The organism is Lachnoanaerobaculum saburreum DSM 3986, assembly GCF_000185385.1.
Classification (GTDB): Bacteria; Bacillota; Clostridia; order Lachnospirales; family Lachnospiraceae; genus Lachnoanaerobaculum; species Lachnoanaerobaculum saburreum.
Window position 1 is genome coordinate 1,567,354 of record NZ_GL622296.1, and the last position, 23,286, is coordinate 1,590,639.

The 23,286-nt window shown below is 35.7% G+C and carries 18 protein-coding genes; 15 read left to right on the forward strand and 3 right to left on the reverse strand.

What is annotated here, in order from left to right:
* The 10 genes from HMPREF0381_RS07285 to HMPREF0381_RS15570 form a co-directional block, all read left to right on the forward strand.
* A partial coding sequence (locus tag HMPREF0381_RS07285) for an ATP-binding protein (RefSeq protein ID WP_169311798.1) occupies nt 1-478 on the forward strand: 478 nt, incomplete at its 5' end.
* Between the two features lie 122 nt (nt 479-600).
* The gene (locus tag HMPREF0381_RS07290) at nt 601-2,700 is read left to right on the forward strand and encodes an efflux RND transporter permease subunit (protein WP_008751297.1); all 2,100 of its coding nucleotides are present in this window, start codon (nt 601-603) and stop codon (nt 2,698-2,700) included.
* 163 nt (nt 2,701-2,863) lie between these two features.
* Entirely contained in the window at nt 2,864-5,455 is a 2,592-nt protein-coding gene (gene clpB / locus HMPREF0381_RS07295; protein WP_008751298.1) for an ATP-dependent chaperone ClpB, read from the forward strand.
* 120 nt (nt 5,456-5,575) lie between these two features.
* Nucleotides 5,576-7,054 (forward strand): cardiolipin synthase, encoded by a 1,479-nt coding sequence (cls, locus tag HMPREF0381_RS07300; RefSeq protein WP_008751299.1) that lies wholly within the window; start codon nt 5,576-5,578, stop codon nt 7,052-7,054.
* A gap of 16 nt (nt 7,055-7,070) precedes the next feature.
* Nucleotides 7,071-7,823 (forward strand): lysophospholipid acyltransferase family protein, encoded by a 753-nt coding sequence (locus tag HMPREF0381_RS07305; RefSeq protein ID WP_008751300.1) that lies wholly within the window; start codon nt 7,071-7,073, stop codon nt 7,821-7,823.
* A 1-nt stretch (nt 7,824) separates the two neighbouring features.
* Complete coding sequence (gene pheA / locus HMPREF0381_RS07310; RefSeq protein ID WP_008751301.1) at nt 7,825-8,799, forward strand: prephenate dehydratase; 975 nt, start codon at nt 7,825-7,827, stop codon at nt 8,797-8,799.
* 9 nt (nt 8,800-8,808) lie between these two features.
* Nucleotides 8,809-10,062 carry an ATP-binding protein gene (locus tag HMPREF0381_RS07315; protein WP_008751302.1) on the forward strand — a complete coding sequence of 418 codons (1,254 nt, stop codon included), beginning with the start codon at nt 8,809-8,811 and terminating at the stop codon, nt 10,060-10,062.
* A 12-nt stretch (nt 10,063-10,074) separates the two neighbouring features.
* Nucleotides 10,075-11,592 (forward strand): Ppx/GppA phosphatase family protein, encoded by a 1,518-nt coding sequence (locus tag HMPREF0381_RS07320; protein WP_008751303.1) that lies wholly within the window; start codon nt 10,075-10,077, stop codon nt 11,590-11,592.
* A gap of 17 nt (nt 11,593-11,609) precedes the next feature.
* Entirely contained in the window at nt 11,610-13,778 is a 2,169-nt protein-coding gene (locus HMPREF0381_RS07325; RefSeq protein WP_008751304.1) for an RNA degradosome polyphosphate kinase, read from the forward strand.
* A gap of 641 nt (nt 13,779-14,419) precedes the next feature.
* A complete protein-coding gene (locus tag HMPREF0381_RS15570; protein WP_008751305.1) occupies nt 14,420-14,731 on the forward strand; it encodes a cell wall-binding repeat domain protein in 312 nt (103 codons plus the stop codon).
* Here the strand turns inward: HMPREF0381_RS15570 and ilvC are convergent.
* The 3 genes from ilvC to srtB all read right to left on the reverse strand — a co-directional run bounded on the left by ilvC (nt 14,721) and on the right by srtB (nt 17,242).
* Nucleotides 14,721-15,740 (reverse strand): ketol-acid reductoisomerase, encoded by a 1,020-nt coding sequence (gene ilvC, locus HMPREF0381_RS07335; RefSeq protein WP_008751306.1) that lies wholly within the window; start codon nt 15,738-15,740, stop codon nt 14,721-14,723. The genes HMPREF0381_RS15570 and ilvC overlap by 11 nt on opposite strands.
* A 53-nt stretch (nt 15,741-15,793) precedes the next feature.
* Nucleotides 15,794-16,291, reverse strand: coding sequence for an acetolactate synthase small subunit (ilvN, locus tag HMPREF0381_RS07340; protein ID WP_008751307.1), 498 nt, complete (start codon nt 16,289-16,291; stop codon nt 15,794-15,796).
* Between the two features lie 156 nt (nt 16,292-16,447).
* Complete coding sequence (gene srtB, locus HMPREF0381_RS07345; protein WP_008751308.1) at nt 16,448-17,242, reverse strand: class B sortase; 795 nt, start codon at nt 17,240-17,242, stop codon at nt 16,448-16,450.
* A 125-nt stretch (nt 17,243-17,367) separates the two neighbouring features.
* Here srtB and HMPREF0381_RS07350 point away from each other — a divergent pair, with 125 nt between their 5' ends.
* From HMPREF0381_RS07350 to HMPREF0381_RS07370, 5 genes are read left to right on the forward strand one after another with little or no spacing between them, the layout of a single operon-like run.
* Nucleotides 17,368-20,151, forward strand: a complete 2,784-nt coding sequence (locus HMPREF0381_RS07350; RefSeq protein WP_008751309.1) for a YfhO family protein — start codon at nt 17,368-17,370, stop codon at nt 20,149-20,151.
* A gap of 15 nt (nt 20,152-20,166) precedes the next feature.
* Complete coding sequence (argH, locus tag HMPREF0381_RS07355) at nt 20,167-21,546, forward strand: argininosuccinate lyase (RefSeq protein ID WP_008751310.1); 1,380 nt, start codon at nt 20,167-20,169, stop codon at nt 21,544-21,546.
* Entirely contained in the window at nt 21,546-21,881 is a 336-nt protein-coding gene (locus HMPREF0381_RS07360; RefSeq protein WP_008751311.1) for a NusG domain II-containing protein, read from the forward strand. Before argH ends, HMPREF0381_RS07360 begins: the two co-directional genes overlap by 1 nt.
* Before the next feature lie 9 nt (nt 21,882-21,890).
* Nucleotides 21,891-23,081, forward strand: coding sequence for a pyridoxal phosphate-dependent aminotransferase (locus HMPREF0381_RS07365; RefSeq protein WP_008751312.1), 1,191 nt, complete (start codon nt 21,891-21,893; stop codon nt 23,079-23,081).
* Between the two features lie 54 nt (nt 23,082-23,135).
* Nucleotides 23,136-23,276 (forward strand): hypothetical protein, encoded by a 141-nt coding sequence (locus tag HMPREF0381_RS07370; protein WP_008751313.1) that lies wholly within the window; start codon nt 23,136-23,138, stop codon nt 23,274-23,276.
* Nucleotides 23,277-23,286 lie beyond the last annotated feature (10 nt).

Here is a 23,286-nt window from a genome sequence, read left to right on the forward strand (position 1 = left end):
AACAATATTGAAATCTACAGATATAATTGACTGTAAAAGTGATTGTGAGACTTATATACAGTTTAATTTAATAAAAATTAAAAAAAACAGTAAAAGTATTGAAATTAAAAACATGAAAAAATTATCTGAATTTATTCAAAAAGAAAAAAATGGAAGAATAACTATTTGTGGAGAAAATGGAAGCGGTAAATCCACTATTCTTGCCGTATTAAAGGAAAAACTTGGTGATGATGCATATTTGTTTAGCCAATATTTAAACTTATATTTTGATGGTTCAGATAGTGATAGTAAGTCAAGTGGAGAGGAAGTGGTTATAAAATTAGAAAATATTTTAAATAAAGTTTATGTAAAATATCTTTTATTGGATGAGTGGGACGCGAATTTGGATAAGCATAATATTTCCATATTGAGTAGTAAAATAGATGATGTAGCAAAGCATAAACTGATAATTGAAGTCAGACATAGGAATAATAAGTAGGATAATTACAAAAACAATTTATAGACAAGTGTCTATTAAAGTTCTAATGTTGATATTTACAAATGTGTTGATTTACAATATACTTACATCTTGTTAATGAAGTTTTAGAGAGGTTAGATGAGATGAAGGAAACAAACCGAAAGGATTTTGCGGGTTTTATTGTAGATCATAATAAGGGAATAAGAAGAGTTTTTTTGATTTTGCTCTTTATTTCACTGATTTTTACACCATTTGTAAATATAAACTATGATTTGACAAAATATTTGCCTGCAAATGCACCTTCAAAGGCTGCAATAAATAAGATGGAAGAGACATTCGGATATCCCGGTACTGCAAGATTGATGCTAAAGGATGTGACTATATATGAAGCCAATGCTATGAAGCAGCAGCTTGAAAAAATAGAGGGAGTGGACAGAATACTTTGGCTTGATACCACTGAAAATGTATATGAGTCAAACAGCTTTATGAAGGATGATGATGTATCAGATTACTATAAAGATAATAAGGCTGTAATGGATGTAACATTTGTAAAAGGGGATTCAAGTAAGCTTACACATAAAGCCATTGACAAGATTGAAGAAATAATAGGAGATAAGGGATATCTGGTAGGAAGTGCGCCACAGAATAAATTTACCGAAGAAGAAGTTTCATCACAGATGAATCTTATACTTGCAATAGGTGTAATATTTGTATTTTCGGTACTCCTTGTAACAACCAGTTCATGGTTTGAACCTGTGCTTTTTTTAAGTGTTATCGGAACTGCCATATTTATAAACAGAGGTACAAATATATTCTTAAACAGTATTTCATTTATTACAAATAATGTATCGGCGGTACTACAGCTTGCAGTGTCTATGGACTATTCAATATTCCTGTTGAATGCCTATAAGGTAGAACAAAAAAAGGAGACAGATAAGACTGTTGCACTGAAGAATGCACTTAGAACATCTATAAAGACTATTTCAGCCAGTTCGCTTACTACATTTGTCGGTTTTATTGTCTTTGTAATAATGAAGTTTTCAATGGGCTTTGACCTTGGCATTGTACTGGCAAAAGGAATTGTATGTTCCATATTTTCTATAGTATTTTTTATGCCTTCACTGATACTTAGCTGGATGCCTATTATTGAAAAGACAAGGCATAGAGAATTTTTGCCGGAATTTGACAAGACTTCAAAGTTTGTAAACAAGGTTTCAAAGGGATTTTTTATATTTGCAATGATTATACTGATTCCTTCATATGTGGCACAGGGAATGACAAATTTTATGTATGGTAATGATGCGGTAGGTGCAGGAGAAGGTACATTATTATATGAACACAGTGAGGAGATAAATAAGGTATTCGGAAGGTCAAATCTAAATGTTATATTGGTACCGGCTACCAATAATGTGACTGAGAGGGCATTGGCAGAGAAATTAAAATCACTTGACTATGTAAAGAGTGTTACATCTTTGGCGGATACATTGCCTGAGGGAATACCTGAAAGAATCATACCAAGTGATACTGCAAGTCTGTTGCATAAGGCCGGCTATGCCAGAATGCTTGTATTTACCAAGACAAAGGGTGAGAGTAAGCTTGCATATAAGGCTGCAAATGAGATAAAGCAGATAGTAAACGAGTATTATCCGAATGAGAACTATATTACAGGTAATACCTATGCCACTATGGATATGGAAAATATACTGAAGGATGATTATAATAAGGTAAATAATTTATCACTGCTTGGAGTATTCTTGGTAGTTGCATTCTCATTTAAATCTGTGCTGCTTGCAGTGCTTGCTATGATACCTATTGAGATGGCTATTTTTGTAAATATGAGTTTTTCATATATATATGGAACAAAGTTGGCTTTTATAGGATATATAGTTGTAAGCAGTATTCAGCTTGGTGCAACTGTAGACTATGCCATACTTTCTATTTCAAACTATAGAGAGCTTAGAAAGAGACTGAATAAGAAAGAATCTGCAATTAAGATGACCAAGTTCAGTATGCACTCCATACTTACTTCAGGTACAATTCTTGTAATCTGTGGTTATGTTGTAAGTTTTATTTCAAAGCTTCCCGCAATAGGTCAGCTCGGACATCTGATTGGCAGGGGTGCAATAGTGTCTATGACATTTGTTATCTTCTTATTGCCTGCACTTCTTATATTATTTGACGGTCTGCTTGTGTGGGAGAATAAAATGATAATTATATTAAAGCAAAAACTTGGAATGAAATAGATATTTATATTATTTTCACAGCGTCATTATATGTTGTTTACTCATATGATGACGCTTTTTATTTTTTTTAAATATATTCAAAAATATTTTAAAAAATGCTTGACAATAAAAAGGTAGTCTGTTATAGTACATATATAACAAAGAAAATAAAGGTGGTGAGAAAATGAACATTAGCAAGTTTACGCAAAAGTCCATTGAGGCCGTTCAGAATATGGAAAAGGTTGCTGCTACTCATGGTAATCAGCAAATCGAGCAGATACATCTGTTGGCATCACTGTTAGATATAGATGGCTCATTGATAGTCAATCTTATAAAGAAAATGGGTATCAATGAAATTGAATTTAGAAATGAAGTTGAGGCTGCTATTGAAAAACTTCCAAAGGTCAGCGGCGGTCAAAGCTATATAGGCAATGATTTAAATAAAATATTGATAACAGCTGAGGATGTTGCAAAGAGTATGGGAGATGAATATGTCTCTGTAGAGCATATTTTCTTAAATATGATTGAGAATCCTTCATCTGATATAGCACAGATTTTTAGAATGTACGGCATTGATAAGGATAAATTCTTAAAGGTGCTTTCAGAAGTCAGAGGTAATCAAAGAGTTGTTTCAGACAATCCCGAAGCGACATATGATACACTTAATAAGTACGGTTATGACTTGGTTGAGCGTGCAAGAGCTCAAAAGCTTGATCCTGTAATAGGTAGAGACAGCGAGATAAGGAATGTAGTAAGAATACTTAGCCGTAAGACTAAGAACAATCCTGTACTTATAGGTGAGCCGGGTGTAGGTAAAACTGCGGTAGTAGAGGGGCTTGCGGGCAGAATAGTGGCCGGTGATGTTCCGAACAATCTGAAAGATAAGAGGCTTTTTGCACTTGATATGGGCGCACTTATAGCAGGTGCCAAGTACAGAGGTGAGTTTGAGGAGAGGCTTAAGGCTGTACTTGATGAAGTAAAGAAATCAAACGGAGAGATAATACTTTTCATTGATGAGCTTCATACAATAGTAGGTGCGGGTAAGACTGAGGGAAGCATGGATGCGGGAAATATGTTAAAGCCTATGCTTGCAAGAGGCGAGTTGCATTGTATCGGTGCTACTACACTTGACGAGTACAGAAAGTATATTGAAAAAGATCCGGCACTTGAGAGAAGATTTCAGCCTGTACTTGTAGAGGAACCTTCTGTAGAGGATACAATATCCATACTTCGTGGACTTAAGGAAAGGTATGAAAGTTATCATGGTGTTAAGATAACGGACGGTGCGCTGGTAAGTGCAGCGGTACTTTCAGACAGATATATCAGTGACAGGTTTTTGCCTGATAAGGCAATCGACCTTGTAGATGAGGCATGTGCCCTTATAAAGACAGAGCTTAACTCGGTTCCTACAGAGATTGACGAGTTAAACAGAAAGCAGATGCAGCTTCAGATAGAAGAAACCGCGCTGAAAAAAGAGGATGACAATCTTTCAAAAGAAAGACTTGAGGCACTCCAAAAAGAGTTGGCGGAGGTCAATGACGAGCTTAACGCCGCAAAGTCAAAGTGGGAAAATGAAAAGAAAAGTGTTGAGGGACTTGCAAAGCTCAGAGGTGAAATAGACGAGGTAAACAGGCAGATAAGTGCCGCAAAACAAAGCTATGACCTTAACAAGGCGGCAGAGTTGCAGTACGGTAAGTTACCTGAACTTAAAAAGCGGTTACAGGCTGAAGAAGAGAAGGTAAAGAAAGAAGATTTAAGCCTGCTTCGTGAGTCGGTTACAGATGATGAGATTGCAAGGATTATATCAAGATGGACAAATATCCCTGTATCAAAGTTAAATGAGAGTGAAAGAGAAAAGACACTTCATCTTGCGGATACTTTGCATGAGAGGGTAATAGGACAGGATGAAGCTGTTGATAAGGTTACAGATGCTATCATCCGTTCAAGAGCCGGTATCAAGGATCCGTCAAAACCTATAGGATCATTCCTGTTCCTCGGACCTACAGGTGTAGGTAAGACAGAGCTTGCAAAATCACTTGCAAGGGCGTTGTTTGATGATGAGAACAATATGATAAGAATTGATATGAGTGAGTACATGGAGAAGTTCTCCGTGAGCAGACTTATAGGAGCTCCTCCGGGATATGTAGGATATGATGAGGGCGGTCAGCTTACAGAGGCTGTCAGAAGAAAGCCTTATTCTGTAGTACTCTTTGATGAGATTGAGAAGGCACATCCTGATGTATTTAATGTACTTTTACAGGTATTGGATGACGGTAGAGTTACAGACTCTCTCGGTAAGACAGTAGACTTTAAGAATACTATCATCATTATGACATCAAATATCGGCTCGGCATATTTGCTTGACGGTATCAATACCTATGGTGATATCAGTGATAATGCCAGAGATAAGGTTATGAATGAGCTTAGAAACAGCTTCAGGCCGGAATTCCTTAACAGACTTGATGAGATTATCATGTTTAAGCCTCTTACAAAGGACAATATAGGCGGTATTATAAGTCTGCTTATTGATGAGCTTAATTTAAGGCTTAAGGATAAGGAACTTACGGTAGAACTCAGTGATGCCGCCAAGAATTATATTATTGACAACGGCTATGACCCTGCATACGGTGCCAGACCGTTAAAGAGATATCTGCAAAAGAATGTAGAGACAATGGTTGCAAAACTGATACTTTCTGACGGTGAGCTTAGGGCAAAGGATATTATATATATTGACCTTGATCCTTATAATGAGCTTACTGCGACTGTAAAAAAATAAGTTGTGACATGTTTAAAGAGTCGGGAGACCGGCTCTTTTTTTTATACCAAAATTAGACATTTGTGGTATAATGAAGCGGATTGTATTTTAAGAAATCAGAATTTCTCAAGTAGGAGTTTTATGTTTGAATTTTTTAAGACCGGACATTTTGCCTTTGTGCATTTGTTTTATTTGAATTTAATATTATCCGTTGTAATTGTTTTCTTCCAAAGAAGAGAACCGAGGACTGTGTGGACATGGCTTTTGGCACTGAACTTTCTGCCTGTAGTCGGTATTATACTGTATCTGCTTATAGGTCAGGACTACAGAAAGTCTAAAATGTTTAAGATAAAAAATGTTGAGGACAGTATAAGAAAGGCTGCAATAAAACAGGAAAAGTTTTTTGCCAACAATGACAGGGTATTAAACGATCCTTATACAAAGGATTATCAAAGGCAGATGCAGTACAATCTGATGTCGGGCGGCTCACTTATGACCATGAAGAATACTTTAACTGTATTTAAAGACGGCAATGATAAGTTTGATGCACTGATTGATGATATAAAAAATGCCAAGGAGTATATTCATTTACAATATTATATAATAAAAAATGACTACCTCTTTAGAAATATATCAAGAGAACTTATAAAAAAGGCCGATGAAGGAGTGGAGGTAAGAGTACTGTTTGACGGAATGGGCGGCAGATTTATGTCAAAAAAAATTTTAGACAATATGAAGGCTCATAAGATCAAAATAGGTATATTCTTTCCCGCTGCACTTGGTAAGGTAAACTTTCGTATAAATTATAGAAACCATAGGAAGATAGCTGTTATTGACGGAAAAATAGGCTATGTGGGCGGCTTCAATATAGGAAAGGAGTATGTGGACGGATCAAAGAAGTTCGGACATTGGAGAGACACGCATCTAAGAATAGAGGGTGAGGCGGTAAATGGGCTTGAACTTAGATTCGGTCTTGACTGGAATTATGCCACTAAGGAAGATATATTTGACATTGACAGATATTTTAAGCCGCTTGAGGAGATGAACATTGTTCCTAAAAACGGTGATGATATTCTTAGAATGCAGATAATATCAAGCGGTCCCGATTCGGAGACTAAGCTGATTAGAGACAATTATATAGAGATTATTAACCATGCAAAGGATCATGTGTATATTCACACGCCATATTTTATACCTGATGAAGCTTTTATGAGTGCATTAAATATAGCAGCCAGATCAGGTGTGGATGTCAGGCTTATGATACCATGTATGCCTGATCATCCGTTTGTATATTCGGCTACTCTTAGTTGGGCGGGTACACTGCTTGAGGCGGGTGGAAAGGTTTACACTTATGAAAAAGGATTTCTGCATGCAAAATCTGTGATGGCGGATAACAGAGTATCCTGTGTCGGAACTGCAAATATGGATATCAGAAGTTTTGAATTAAATTTTGAGGTTAATGCCATGATCTATGACGATAAAGTTACAGGGGAACTTGAAGATAATTTCATGAGAGATATTTATGATTCAAAGGAATACACATTTGAAATGTATAAGAATCGCTCACTTGTGCAAAGAATAAAGGAGCAGGTGAGCAGGCTCCTAAGCCCATTACTATAATGAGAGGAAGTTTTATATGATAAAGTTTATTTTAGTAGCACTTGGACTGTTTTTGTACCTAGTACTATTTATACCGGCAATGCTTATATTATTAATTGTAAGGAAGTTCAGACCTGATATTTCAACATCTGTCGCACAGGGTATGGTAAGTGCGGTGTTTAGACTGATGATATTCATAACAGGTTCAAAAGTAGAGGTCAGGGGAAGTGAAAATATACCTGAAAACGGAGGAGTACTGTTTGTAAGTAATCACAGAAGCTATTTTGATATTCTTACAGGCTATGGATATACAAAGAAACCGCTTGGATTTGTGTCAAAATATGAAATGATTCATGCGCCGCTGCTTAAACAGTGGATGGATTTGTTGAATTGTCTGTTTTTAAACAGAAAGGATATTAAGCAGGGGCTGAAAACTATATTAAAGGGTATTGATCAAGTAAAGTCAGGTGTTTCAGTGTGGATTTGTCCGGAAGGCGGCAGAAATATGAATCCCGATGTCACCAATGTAAAAGAGTTTAAAGAAGGATCTCTAAAGATTGCAGAAAAGGGCAAGGTACCTATAGTGCCTGTAGCAATATACGGTACTTATGAGATATGGGAAGAACATCTGCCTTATATGAAAAAGAGCAAAGTGATAATAGAGTACGGAAATCCTATTATCATAGATGAATTAACTGATAACGAAAAGAAAAAGCTTGGAGCATATACCAGAAGTAAGATAGTAGATATGCTTGAAAATATCGTAAAAGAAAAGAAAGCTCATAAGTAATATGCAAAAACTTGAAGATATAAAAGAGAAACTGGATGAGATTGATAAGGATATAATAGGGCTGATAGATAAAAAGAGAGAACTTTCAAAGCTTATATCAGAGATAAGCTATGATGACAGACCTGTCGGATTCAGTTGTAAGGAGTATATGGATCTTGATATAAAAAGAGTAGTGTATCAAGGCGTGGAAGGTGCATACTCACATATAGTTACAAGAAAGCTTTTCCCTGATGTGGAGGCGGAGAATGTAAATACCTTTGAAGATGCGATAAATGAGGTGTTAAAAGGCAAAGCAAAATATTGTATAATTCCTATTGAAAATTCATCAGCCGGAATAGTAAGTGATGTCTATGACTTGCTTTTAAAAAAGGATGTTGTGATTGTGGCGGAATATGACCTTAATATAAGTCATTGCCTTTTGGGAGTAAGAGGAGCTAAGCTTAGTGATATAAAGACCATATATTCACATCCACAGGCACTTATGCAATGTGGTGCTTATCTGAAGGAGCATTCAAACTGGAGCCAGATAAGTTTTTTAAACACGGCCGTTGCCGCAAAAAAGGTAAGAGATGACAAAGATATTTCACAGGCCGCTATAGCTTCCAAACTGTCGGCGGATCTATACGGTCTTGAAATTTTGGATAGAGGAATCAATAGAAACACCAATAATACCACAAGGTTTGTAGTATTAAGTAAGGAGAAGATTTTTTCAAAAGCTTCCGATAAATTGAGTTTAATACTTGAGCTGCCACATGAAAAAGGTATGCTTTACAATATCTTAGGTATTTTTGTACTTAACGGGTTAAATCTTGTTAAGGTGGAATCAAGACCGATACCTGAAAAGACTTTTGAGTACAGGTTCTTTATTGATATTGAGGGAAATTTAAGTTCGCCAAATGTTTCAAATGTACTTGAGATACTGAAGAAAAAAATTACATTTTTAAAGGTTTTAGGCAATTATTGTTCAACAAAGTAAGGAGTATATATGTACAGTGTAATTGATGATTTGATATTATATAGGAATTTGAAGTTTGAGGATACTATAAGGGAATTTTGTACTTTAAATAAAGGCTGTCCTGATATAAGTAAGACTGTTTCAGGTCTGCTTGAAGTTGCCGGAGAATATGGTTTGGACGGCAATCTTTGGGAAAATATCTTGGCACTTGCACTTGCATATAATGAAAATGTCTACTCAAAGGCTACAGAAATTATCGGTGAGACTACAGGCAGTATCAATACTTTTGCATTACATGATTTTAAAATATTTAGAAAACTGTTTCATTTTACTCCAAATATTGATAATATTCTATTAAAGGCAATATTTGAATATGTGGGCAACGGAAAAGACTCCAAATTGGTTAATACCAGGGTCAGAGACAGAATTTTGAAATTGTCACGGCAACTGTCAAATACGGGCTCTGATGAGGAGTTTAAAAATACCGTTACAGAGTTTTATAAGGAGTACGGGGTAGGTAAGTTCGGTCTGAATAAGGCTTTTCGTATTGAAGAAAGTACCGATTTAAACTCTGCAAATATTATACCTATTACAAGGGTTGAACATGTATATTTAAAGGATATTATAGGTTATGATATTCAAAAGAAAAAACTTATAAACAATACTGAGAGCTTTATAAAAGGAAAGCCTGCCAATAACTGTCTGCTCTATGGTGATGCCGGAACCGGAAAGTCCTCAAGTGTCAAGGCTATTGTAAATGAATACTATGAAAAAGGGCTTAGAATCATAGAGATTTATAAGCATCAGTTCAGATATCTGTCTGATATACTTGAACAGTTAAAGGATAGAAACTATAAGTTTATAATATATATGGATGATTTAAGCTTTGAGGAGTCTGAGCTTGAATATAAATATCTCAAGGCCATTCTTGAAGGAGGTTTCGGAAAGAGACCTGAGAATGTACTTATCTATGCCACCAGCAATAGAAGACATCTTATAAGAGAAAGCTTTAGAGATAAGACTGAAACTGATGAAGAGCTTCACAGTCGTGATACAGTGGAAGAAAAACTTTCACTTTCCGCCAGATTCGGTGAAAAAATCTACTATGGCTCACCGGATAAGAAGGAGTTTAACAGGATTGTACTTTCACTTGCTAAAAAGCATGGCATTGATATGGATGAGAAAGAAATTCTTGCAAAGGCAAATATGTGGGAGCTCTCACATGGCGGTATGTCGGGAAGAAGTGCAACACAGTTTATAACTTATTTACAAGGTCAAAAATAACTTGGAGAGCGTATGGGAAAGGGAGACATAAGATATTTTGCAGCTGTTGATGTAGGTTCATTTGAACTTGAACTTGGAATATATGAAATATCGGCTAAGTCCGGTATAAAGAGAGTCGATTATGTGAAGCATACTATTGCACTGGGCAGTGACACTTATAAGTATGGTAAGATAAGCTATGAGATGATTGATGAATTATGTGATGTTTTATCTGATTTTAAAAAGATTATGGAGTCATATAAAGTAGATAATTATAGAGCTTATGCAACCAGTGCTATGAGAGAAGCCTCCAACAATATGCAGGTTATCGATCAGATAAAGGTGAGAGCAGGTATAGACATAGTTATAATATCCAACTCTGAGCAAAGATTTATCAACTATATGTCTATTGATGCTAAGGGAGAGCTTTTTGAAAAATATATAAAGAGCGGTACCGCAATTGCAGATGTAGGCTTTGGAAGTATGCAGCTTACACTCTATGACAACGGTGCGATACAGAGTACTCAAAATCTTTCTTTGGGAGTTCTAAGACTTAGAGAGATGGTTGAAGAAATAGACAATATAACCGAGAAAAAACATAATATACTTACCGAGTTGATAGACAATGACTTAAATACCTTTAAAAAGATATATCTAAAGAATAAAAGGGTAAAAACTATCATAGGTATAGGTGAACCGCTGATGTATATGTTTAAATATATGAACGGCAATTCAAATGATATGATAGTGGATTATGAGGAGTTTATCACACTGTTTGACAAGATAAAGGGCAAGGGTGTGGAGGAGATAGAAAATATACTTGGAGTAAGTAAAAACTATGCAAAGATGATAATGCCGGGTGTACTTATCTTCCAAAGAATATTTGACCTTTTTAATGCTAAAGAAATATGGATGCCCGGTACACTTCTTATAGACGGTATCGCAGCCGAATATGCCAAGAAAAGCGGTATAATAAATACCGGACATGATTTTACGGCAGATATTATCGCCTCATCAAAAAGTCTGGCTAAAAGATATAGAGGCAACAGTAAGCACACCACTGTGGTAGAAAAAAATGCCCTGATGATATTTGATGCTATAAAGAGCTTAAGCGGACTTAATGAAAGAGACAGACTGCTTGTGCAGATAGCAGCCATCTTACATAATATCGGAAAATTCATCAATTTGAAAAACAGTGATATAGCCACCTACAATATTATTTCATCAAGTGAAATAATAGGCATATCACATGATGAGAGAATGTTGGTTGCCGAGATGTCAAATATTGATACTGAAGAAAGTATTTACAACAAAAGAGATATCAGACTTGTAAAGTTAAGTGCAATATTGCAGATGGCAAATGCACTTGACAGGTCACATAAACAAAAGATAAAAGACTTCAGTTTGAAGCTTAATGACAATAAACTCATATTAGAGATAAGGTATATGGGAGATTTAAGTCTTGAGATACTCAGCTTTAATTCACATAGAGACTTTTTTAGAGAGATTTTTGGAATAGAGTTTGTTTTGAAACAGATAAGGACTTTTTGATAGAAAGGAGTTACTTTATGGAAAAGTTTGACAATGTGGAATATTTTATAAATAGAGAGTTATCCTGGTTAAAGTTCAATACAAGAGTTTTGCATGAAGCTAAGGATGATGATGTGAAGCTTTTTGAGAGATTGAAATTTTTAAGTATTACATCATCAAATCTGGATGAGTTTTTTATGGTAAGAATTGCATCGCTAAAGGATATGGTGGATGCGGACTATAAGAAAAAAGATATTTCAGGAATGAGTGCAGACAAACAGCTGAATGTGCTTGCAAAGGAAACACATGATTTTGTGAAAAAGCAGTATGAAGTATATAATAATTCACTGCTGCCGCTGCTTAAAGAAAATCATCTGCATATAGCATGTCATGGTGATGAACTTTCTCATCATGAGAAGAAATTTATAAATGAATACTTTGATGAATTTGTATATCCGGTTCTTACACCTATGGCAGTGGATGCATCAAGACCGTTTCCGCTTGTAAGGAATAAGACACTTAATATTGCGGCACTTATCAGAAAGAGAAAGGATGAGAACTCAAAGAAGAAAAAAAAGGATGTATATCTTGGAAATGTAGACGGAGATATGGACTTTGCAATGGTACAGGTGCCTTCAGTACTTCCGAGAATTGTAGAAATTCCTACCGAATCTGAAGAAAGAAAGATAATCTATCTTGAAGATATTATTGAAAAAAATATTGATAAGCTTTTCTTGAATTATGAGGTAATCTCTGCGGCAACCTTTAGGGTGATGAGAAATGCGGAGTTTAAGCTTGATGAGGATGAGGCACTTGATTTACTTGAGGAAATTAAGAAAAAACTGAAGAAAAGGCAGTGGGGAGAGGCCATCAGACTTGAAGTGGAAGAGAGAATGGATACCGGTCTGCTTAACTTTTTAAAGAATGAGCTTAATGTGGATGAAGATGATGTGTTTAGAATAAACGGACCTCTTGATCTTACAGTCCTTATGAAGATATATTCACTTGACGGCTTTGACAATCTAAAGGATAAAAAGCATATTCCTGTAGTCAATGCAAGACTGTCGGATTGTGAAGATATTTTTGAGGAAATAAAGAAAAAGGATATCTTGCTTTCACATCCATATGAGAGCTTTGATCCTGTGATAGATTTTGTATCAAAGGCGGCTGCCGACAAAAATGTACTTGCCATTAAGCAGACATTATATAGAGTCAGCGGTAATTCTCCTATTATAAAGGCACTTGCAAATGCGGCGGATAACGGCAAGCAGGTCACTGTTTTGGTGGAGCTGAAGGCAAGGTTTGATGAGGAAAACAATATCAACTGGGCAAGAATGCTTGAAAAGGCAGGCTGTCATGTAATCTATGGACTGGTAGGATTAAAAACACACTCAAAAATCACTCTTGTAGTAAGAAGAGAAGAAGACGGTATCAGAAGATATGTGCATCTTGGAACCGGTAATTATAATGACTCTACAGCCAAGCTATATACTGATCTTGGTATGTTTACAGCAAGAGAAAGTTACGGTGAAGATGCTACGGCAGTCTTTAATATGCTTAGCGGATATTCCGAACCGCCGTTTTGGAAAAGATATGTGGTAGCACCGCTTTGGATGAAGGATACTTTCTTAAAAAAGATAAATCAATGTAGTGAGGCGGCAAAAAGCGGTTGTGATACTCAAATAATTGCAAAGATGAATTCACTCTCAGATAAGGATATTATAGAGGCACTTTATAATGCAAGCTGTGCCGGAGTAAAGATAGAGCTTATAGTAAGAGGTATATGTTGTCTTAGAGTAGGAATAAAGGGAGTATCTGAAAATATAAAGGTGAGATCAATTGTAGGTACTTTCCTTGAACATGCCAGAATATTTGATTTCCGTATAGACAGTGAAGAAGAGATTTTCCTTGGCAGTGCCGACTGGATGAACAGAAACCTTGAAAAGAGAGTGGAGATAGTATTTCCGGTAGCAGATGAGGATATCATAAAGAGTATCAAGCACTATCTTGAGGTTGAACTTGAAGATAATGTAAAGGCCTCAATACTTTTACCTGATGACAGTTATGAGAAGGTAAAGAGAAACGGTGAGGCAAAGAAAAATTCACAGGATATCTTTGTAAAAGAAGCAATTAATGCATACGAAAATGCCCTAAAGGCAGGTAGGACGGAAGACAGCAGAACATTTGTACCTTTAAAGAAAGAATAGGTATAGTTTGATTACAGCAGTATAATAAATTTAAAATCAGAATATAGAATTGTTTAAACAATATGCAACAGTACGTGAATATATACAACAAATATTGATATAAAGGCTTATGGTATACATTAAACATAAAAAGAACATAATTAATACTTGACGAACTTTATATCTGCATTTATACTGTTAACTGTTAAATACAACTTGTATAAACAAATTTTGATTTATACTTTCTATACTTTCTAAGGAACTTTTTGCATTTCCTCTTAGTTAAAGAGAAATCCTTAGTAAGTATAGATTTTTTTGTATAAAAGTTAGTAAGTACTAACTTTAATTTTATACAATTAAGTTAGTATAAGCTAATCAAATATATGATACTGTAAAGTATATTGTAATCAGATATCATAAACATCATAAATGTTTTACACAGGAAATATATAATTGTTTATCAGGAGGAACAATATGGTTAAACGTATTTTTAAAGTCGGTCTGTGTAGTGTATTGGCGACAAACTTAGTTATGTCTTCTACATTTTATACAAAGGTTCTAATAAGTCTGATAATAAAGGCATAGACAGTGAAGAAATTCCTGCAAGCAAACAGGATAATTCTAAGAATACCGCCGATAAAAATGATCCTGACACCTCACTTGTGATAGAGGGTGATGCTGACTTTAAGTCAACACCTAAGGTAAATCCGGGACAAAATACAGAGATAAAGTCCGAGGTAAATGCGGAAAATGAATGGGTATCATATAAGAATAAATGGTATTATGCAGGTTCTGACGGTGCTATAGTAACAGATAAATGGGAGAGTATAAACGGAAAAGATTATTATTTTAACAGCAACGGAGATCTTTTGGTAAATACTGTAGTAGACGGATATAATGTAGATGCAAACGGAGTAAAAATAAAAACGGGGGTAGCGCTTGCTACCCCTGTTTTTGTAAAACTTAGTTGTTGATAAGTTTCTCATCATCATTATTCCAGCTGTAGAGCTTTCTGATTTCCGCACCTATTTTCTCTGACGGATGTTCGGAAGCAAGTTTTCTCATAGCCTTAAAATGTACCTGACGACCGGCAGGAGACATATCAAGTAAGAACTCCTTAGCAAATGTACCGTCTTGGATATCTGAAAGGATTTTCTTCATAGCCTTCTTTGTATCCTCTGTAATAATCTTTGGACCTGTAATATAGTCACCGTACTCAGCCGTATTTGAGATAGAATATCTCATTCCCTCAAATCCTGACTGATAGATAAGGTCTACAATAAGCTTCATCTCATGGATACATTCAAAATATGCATTTCTCGGATCATATCCCGCCTCACAAAGAGTCTCAAAACCTGCCTGCATAAGAGCGCAAACTCCACCGCAAAGAACAGCCTGCTCACCGAAAAGGTCAGTCTCTGTTTCTGTACGGAATGTTGTTTCAAGAAGACCTGCTCTTGCACCACCGATACCTGCACCATAAGCAAGTGCAAGTTCAAGTGCCTTACCTGTAGCATCCTGCTCTACGGCAACAAGACATGGTGTTCCCTTACCCTCAAGGTACTCCGAACGAACGGTATGTCCCGGAGCTTTAGGAGCTATCATTGTAACATCAACATCTTTAGGTGCTTTGATACAGCCGAAATGTACATTAAAACCATGAGCGAACATAAGCATATTTCCGGCCTCAAGGTTCGGCTCAATATCTTTTTTGTACATATCGGCCTGAAGCTCATCATTGATAAGAATCATAATGATATCAGCTTTCTTTGCGGCTTCTGAAGCTGTATAAACCTTAAGTCCCTGTGACTGTGCCTTAGCCCATGACTTGCTGCCTTCATATAGACCGACGATTACATCGCATCCGCTTTCCTTTAAGTTCAATGCATGTGCATGTCCCTGGCTGCCATATCCGATGATGGCAATAGTCTTACCCTCAAGCATTGAAAGATTACAGTCTTCCTGATAATAAATTTTAGACATAAAATACCTCCTGAAATACTTTTATGATTAACCTGTTAGGTGAATCGTTAAAATTAATTTAAAACAACTACATCCTCACTGCCTCTTGAAAGGGCAGTAAGTCCTGTTCTGGCAAGCTCCAAAACTTCATAGTCTGAAAGAAGATTTGAAAGTGCCTCAAGCTTTGAATTGTCTCCTGTAAGCATAACCGTCAAACAATCCTTAGCCACATCTACAATAGTGGCTCTGAATATATCACAAAGTGCCGCAATATCCTGCCTTTGTGAAGCGTTTGCTTTAACCTTTATCATGACGATTTCACGGAAGACACTTTTGCCTTCCTCTAAAACCTTGATATCTCTTACATCTTCCAGTTTTCTCAGCTGTTTTACAATCTGATCAAGTGTGTCCTCGTCTCCTATAGAGACCACAGTCATTCTTGAAAAGCGCGGGTCGGCCGTTTCTCCGACAGTGAGAGAGTCAATATTATAACCTCTCCTTGAAAAAAGGCCGGCTACACGGCTCAAAACACCTGAAGAATTATCTACAATAAGTGAAAATACTCGTCTCATGTTACCTCTCAATATTTTAAAGCAGTAGTGATAGTTTTGACAAAACAATAAAAAATGGTTCGCCCTTTACTATAGCACCAATATAATAAATGTCAATTTATTATATAATATAATACATATAACCAAATGTTATAGTATTTTACATCAGTTATAATTTTACCTGTGATCCGCACCGAAATCTATATTTGATAAATCATATCTTTGCGGCTCATCATCATCATTTAATTCATATGCATATAGAATGGTTCTGGTGTCGTCACCTTCATATGAGCAGGTGATAAAAGACCATATTTTATCGATACCGCTTGCAGGAATATCTCTGAACTTACACTTCTCTGTCATTTTGTCTACATATTTGTGGAAATAGTCCATATCATCAAAGTATGTCTGTCTTCTTTCAGGAGCCGAATCAGAGTAAAGCGCTGCAAAGGCCCTTAATCTATATGTCTTATTTGGTGTATAAATATATATCATCCTATGTTCATTGAAAAAGTTTTCATCTTTAAATTTGGTTATATCTGTGAACATCTGTCCGTCCTTCATATGATGGCCGTATATGATATTATTAAGTGTTGAAAAATCTGAATTACTGTATCCGTCCATATATACGGAATAGTAGGACTCCTTATGATTTATATCATGGTGCAGGTAGTATTCAATATCATATTCCTTCCATAATATCGGATAGTCAATAACAGTACCGGGAATATATATCCAGGCTATAACATCAGGATTGGTAGCCTTAAGTGAGTTAAAATCTATTTTTCTTTTATAGTTCTCATCTGTTTCATACGCCTTTGTAGGCGGAACAGTGGTTGTCTCCACTTCTGTGGTAGTAGTTTCTACAGTAGTTTCCGTTTCTTTTTTTCTTCTTCTATTTGAAAATATAACGGCAATCACAATAAGTATTATGGCGAAAGCCAAAATATACAATAAAACTTTCTTCTTCATATATCTCCTAATAACTTTTAGGTAGAAGTATAGCATTTTTTTTTAGTATTGTATATAAATCTTATTAATTAGATTGATAAAAAAAATGACCTCTACTATAATTAGTTAGGAAACGGAGGAAGAAGATGGAAGATTTGAATTTGAATCATAGAGAAGAAACTATACTGGATAAAAGGGCGTTATTTATTGTATCCTTTTTTGTACCGGTTTTTATAATGGTATTGATATTTGTGCAAAGAGGTATATTCCCCTTTGGAGATGAGAGCTTTTTAAGAACTGATATGTATCATCAGTATGCTCCGTTTTTTTCAGAGTTTAAATATAAACTAAGCCATGGCGGTTCACTGCTGTATAGTTGGGATCTGGGTATGGGGATCAATTTTTCGGCACTGTATGCATACTATCTGGCAAGTCCGCTTAATTGGTTGATTGTACTTTGCCCACAGGCGTATGTGATAGAGTTTATGACATATATGATTGTGGTAAAGATTGGATTGTCGGGGCTTAGCTTTACATATTATCTGTCAAAGCATTCTATAAAGAAAAAATCCGGGATAGTTTTCTTTGGAATATTCTATGCACTTTCAGGATATATAGCGGCGTACAGCTGGAATATTATGTGGCTTGACTGTATAGTATTGTTTCCGATAGTATGCCTTGGCCTTGAAAGTCTTGTGAAGAAAAATAAGGGATTTTTGTATGCCGTCAGTCTTGGCATATGTATACTTTCAAACTACTATATTTCTATAATGATATGTATTTTTATGGTGATATACTTTATCTCATTACATATATTGAAGCGTAAAAATGATTTAAGAAGATTTTTATTATCTTCTGTACAGTTTGCAGTATATTCACTTCTTGCCGGAGGGCTTAGTGCAGTGGTACTGTTACCTGAGATATATGCCCTGAAGCTTACAGCATCGGGAAATTTTAACTTTCCTACAACATTTGAATCATATTTTTCAATATTTGATATGATTGCCAGACATATCGGCAATGTACAGATAGAAATAGGGCTTGACCACTGGCCGAATATCTATTGTGGAGTAGGAGTGTTTTTGTTTACAGTGCTTTATCTGCTTAATAAAAAGATTGGCAAAAAGGAAAAGGCGGTATATATGTCACTGCTTATGTTTTTTTTGGCAGGCTTTTCTATAAATGTGCTGAATTATATTTGGCATGGACTGCATTATCCGAATTCACTCCCTGCAAGACAGAGCTTTATATATATTTTTCTGGTACTTTATATATGTGCAAGGGCATATGACAGGCTTGAGGAAAATACCGCAAGGGATCTTAAAATAGCTTTAGGTGTAAGCATGGGCTATATTTTATTGGCACAAAAGATAGTGAACAATGAGGATTTCCACTTTGCAGTATTCTATGCGGCAATGATTTTTATTGCCATATATGCACTTCTTATATATCTGTATATAAGAAACAGGTTTCCGGCTACAAACTTATTTTTAATTGCACTTGCATTGGTGGTAATAGAATCAAGTATAAATATGTCCGTAACCAGTGTCACTACAATAATCAGAAGCGATTATATAAAGGACAATAAGGATGTAAGGGCACTTGTAGCAAAACTGCCGAAGGATGATTTTTACCGCATTGATAAAGTTGAAAGAAAAACAAAGGATGACGGTGCATGGATGAACTTCAGATCCGTATCTATATTTTCATCAACTGCCAATGCAGCACTTTCAGATCTTTTTGAAAAGCTTGGAAATGAGGCATCTACAAATGCATACTCTATTACAGGAGAGACACCGCTACTTGATATGCTGTTTAGTGTAAAGTATGCAATATATACAGGAGAGACAAGAAATACAAATATTTCATTATTGGATGTATCAGGTAACAGCTACCTGTATGAAATTCCATATACTTTGCCGCTTGGATTTATGGTGGATGAAAGATTCACTGATGAGTGGAATCTAAACCTTGGCGACCCTATAGAGGTACAAAATGATCTTGCCGCTGTATATGGTTTGCCGGACATATTTGAACAGATAGAAACTGTAAGTGAGTCAAGTTCTGTAAACTTTATTACAGATGAAGACGGTGAGTACTATGCCTATATAACCAATCCGGTTATTGATGAGGTAGAGTTCAGCTTTGGAGACGGTAAAAATAAGAAATCATTCAAAAATCTAAACAGGCATTATATCCTTGAACTTGGTACTTTGGACGGTGAGAAGAACGGTCGATTTGTAAATACAGACAGTAAGAATAAGGGAGAATCAATTGATGCCAGAGTATACAGAGTAAATTATGATTCACTGAAGAAACTTTACTATATTTTGAATACAAATCCGTTGACACTCAGTAAGATATCGGATACAAATCTGGTTGGAAATGTCCATTCGGTAGAAAGCACTACACTTTTTACAAGCATACCATATGATGAGGGATGGGATGTATATGTAGACGGTAAAAAAGCTGAGAAGATAAAGCTTATGGATGCCTTCATAGGTCTAAAGCTTGAAAAAGGTCAGCATCAGATAGAGTTTAAGTATCAGACTGTCGGTTTTTTGAAGGGAGTAATAATAAGCGGAGCTTCAATAGCTATATTGTTATTAATATATCTGTTTATACACTTTAAAAACAATGACTTTAAGTTTATTAAAAAAGAAATTGGACTTAGAGAAGATGAAATGGAAGAGATAGATTTAGAAGATGATGAAGATGAATCGGATGAATATGATGACGACACTGATGTGAAATCCGGTAACGATGCTTTGTCTGAATCGGATACTGAGAGCTTTGAAAATACAGAAAGCAAAGATACAAAAAGAGATTCTAAAATAGTGGATCTTAGAATTCGTAAGGCATTAACCGGTACAGGTGAAAAAGATAATAAAGAAACCGATACAAAGAATGACGGCGATAATAAAGAATAGAAATTTGGAGAATATATGAAACTTTGGGGTGGAAGATTTACAAAAAAGACAAATAAACTTGTTGAAAATTTCAACGAGTCACTTTCATTTGATCACAGATTTTATAAGCAGGATATCAGAGGCAGTATTGCTCATGTAACTATGCTTGCAAAACAGAATATATTAAGTGCTGATGAAAGAGACAGAATTATTGAGGAGCTTAAGTCAATAGAAGAAGATATAGAAAAAGGAAATTTAAGGTTTGATGACGGCAGTGAGGATATACATTCATTTGTAGAGGCACATTTGATAGAGAGAATAGGTGATACCGGAAAGAAGCTTCACACAGGAAGAAGCAGAAATGACCAGGTTGCACTTGATATGAAGCTATATATCAGAGATGAGATTGATACTTTTAAGGAGTTATTGTATGAGCTGTTATCTGAAGTACTTCATATAATGGAAGATAACAGGTCTACATATATGCCCGGATTTACACATTTGCAAAAAGCACAGCCGACCACATTGGCACATCACTTCGGTGCATATTTTGAAATGTTTCTTAGAGATTATGACAGATTAGTCTCTACAAGAAAGAGGATGAATCTTTCACCGCTTGGCAGCGGTGCTTTTGCAGGAACCACATATGAGCTTGACAGAGATTATGTTGCCGATTTGCTTGATTTTGATACCGCTACAAGAAACAGTATGGATTCTGTAAGTGACAGAGATTATCTGTTAGAATTGCTGTCCGATCTCTCTATAATATCAATGCATCTAAGCCGCCTCAGTGAGGAGATTATCATATGGAACACTGATGAGTACAGGTTTGTAGAGATGGATGATACATATTCTACAGGCTCATCTATAATGCCGCAGAAAAAAAACCCTGATATTGCAGAACTTATCAGAGGTAAAACCGGCAGAGTTTACGGAAGTCTTATATCACTGCTTACCGCTATGAAAGGATTGCCGCTTGCTTATAATAAGGATATGCAGGAAGATAAAGAGATGTCTTTTGATGCTATAGATACTGTAAAGAGCCTTATAAAGCTGATGAGTGGAATGTTATCAAGTATGAAATTTAATCACAGCAGAATGGAAGCAAGTGCAAAGGGAGGCTTTACCAATGCCACTGATGCAGCTGATTACCTTGTTAAGAAAAATGTAGCATTCAGAGATGCACATGAAATAGTTGGCAGGCTTGTATTGTATGGTATAGAGCATAATAAGGCACTTGATGATTTTACTTTGGAAGAGTTCAAAAATATTTCGGAGGTTTTTGATAAGGATATTTATGAGGCGATTTCTTTAAAGACCTGTGTAGAAAAGAGAAATACTAAGGGTGCTCCGGGATTGGAAGCTATAAATAAAGAAATCGAAGCTTCAAAAAGAATTTTGGAGAGCCTAAAGTAATGAAGCTGAAAAGAAATGATATTATTTTGATTATTGTTGTGCTTATAATAGGTATTGCAGCCGGGCTGTATTTTTTCTTAAATAAAAAGACAAGCGGCAAGGCGGTATTAAAGTACGGCAATAATCTAAGTATGGATATTGATTTATCAAAAGACAGGGAAATAGATTTAGAAAGTAACGGTATTAAAATACATTTAAATATAAAGGACGGTGCGATTGCCTTTATCCACAGTGAATGTCCCGACCATATCTGTGAACAGTTCGGCTATATAAAAAATGTCGGAGATTCCGCAGTTTGTCTGCCGGCCAGGGCATCAGTTACTATAGTAAAATAGGAGAAAAAAATGATTTCAAAAAAAATGCTTGATCTTGGCACAAAAAGGTCGGTTATAAGAGATATATTTGAGTATGGGAACAAATTGGCAAAGGAGATTGGAGCGGAAAATGTAATTGATTTCAGCCTTGGCAATCCAAGTACTCCGGCTCCGAGAGAAGTGGCAAATACCATAAAGTATATGGTGGAGGGACTTTCACCAAAGGATTATAACAGTTATACTTCATCAGCCGGTGATACTGATACAAGGCTTGCAGTTGCTAAAAATTTGAATAAGCGCTTTTTTACCGACTATACAGACAAAAATATTTTTATGACCTGTGGTGCCTCCGCCTCACTTAATATTATATTTAAAGCGATTATAGAGCCTAATGATGAGATAATAGTAAATATTCCGTATTTCCCTGAATATAAGGTATTTATAGAGGGGCAGGGAGGTAAGCCGGTATTTGCAAAATGCAGTGAAAATCTTTGTCTTGATATCTCTGAAATTGAGAATAAAATAAATGAAAATACAAAGGCAATACTTATAAATTCTCCAAATAATCCGTCAGGTGTAATCTATCCTAAGGAAAACTTATCGGCACTTACAGAACTTCTGGAGAGAAAACAAAATGAGTACTCTCATCCTATATTTCTTATAAGTGACGAGCCGTACAGAGAACTTGTATTTACAGATGAAAAGCCTGAGTTTTTGCCGAATCTATATAATAATACCTTGGTGGCATATTCATGGTCAAAATCTCTTTCACTTCCGGGTGAGAGAATAGGATATATTCTGGTACCGAATAAGGTGAAAAATCATGAAGATGTCTTTGCGGCTGTAGGCGGTGCCGCCAGAGTCCTTGGATATGTATGCGCACCTTCTATGTTTCAGTATGTAGTAAAAAGCTGTGTGGATGTAGAACCGAATATAGGTGTATATAGAACCAACAGAAATATTTTATTTAAAGAATTACTGAAGATGAGATATACGGTAGCAAATCCTGACGGAGCTTTTTATATGTTTATCAAATCCCCAAATAATGACGGTGTAGATTTTTGTGAGAGAGCAAAAAAATATAATATGCTGCTGGTACCGGGGGAGGGCTTCGGTATGAAGGAGTATGTCAGGCTGTCATTCTGTGTTGAAACGGAAAAAATAGAAAAATCTATAGATATATTTAAAAAACTTATATCGGAGTATGATGGAGAAAAATAGAGAACATGTGCTGTTATAGAAAACGGCTCATGGGCACCAAATTCAGGCAATCTTATGAAGGCTGAACTTGAAAACTTAAAGCATATGGATATTTTAGATGATGAGGTGAGTGTAACTTCTTCATACAGAGAGAACAATGAAAGCGATATGGATGCATTGGTAGATGCTTTAGTGGCTTCAATTAATAAAAAATAATATTGTATTA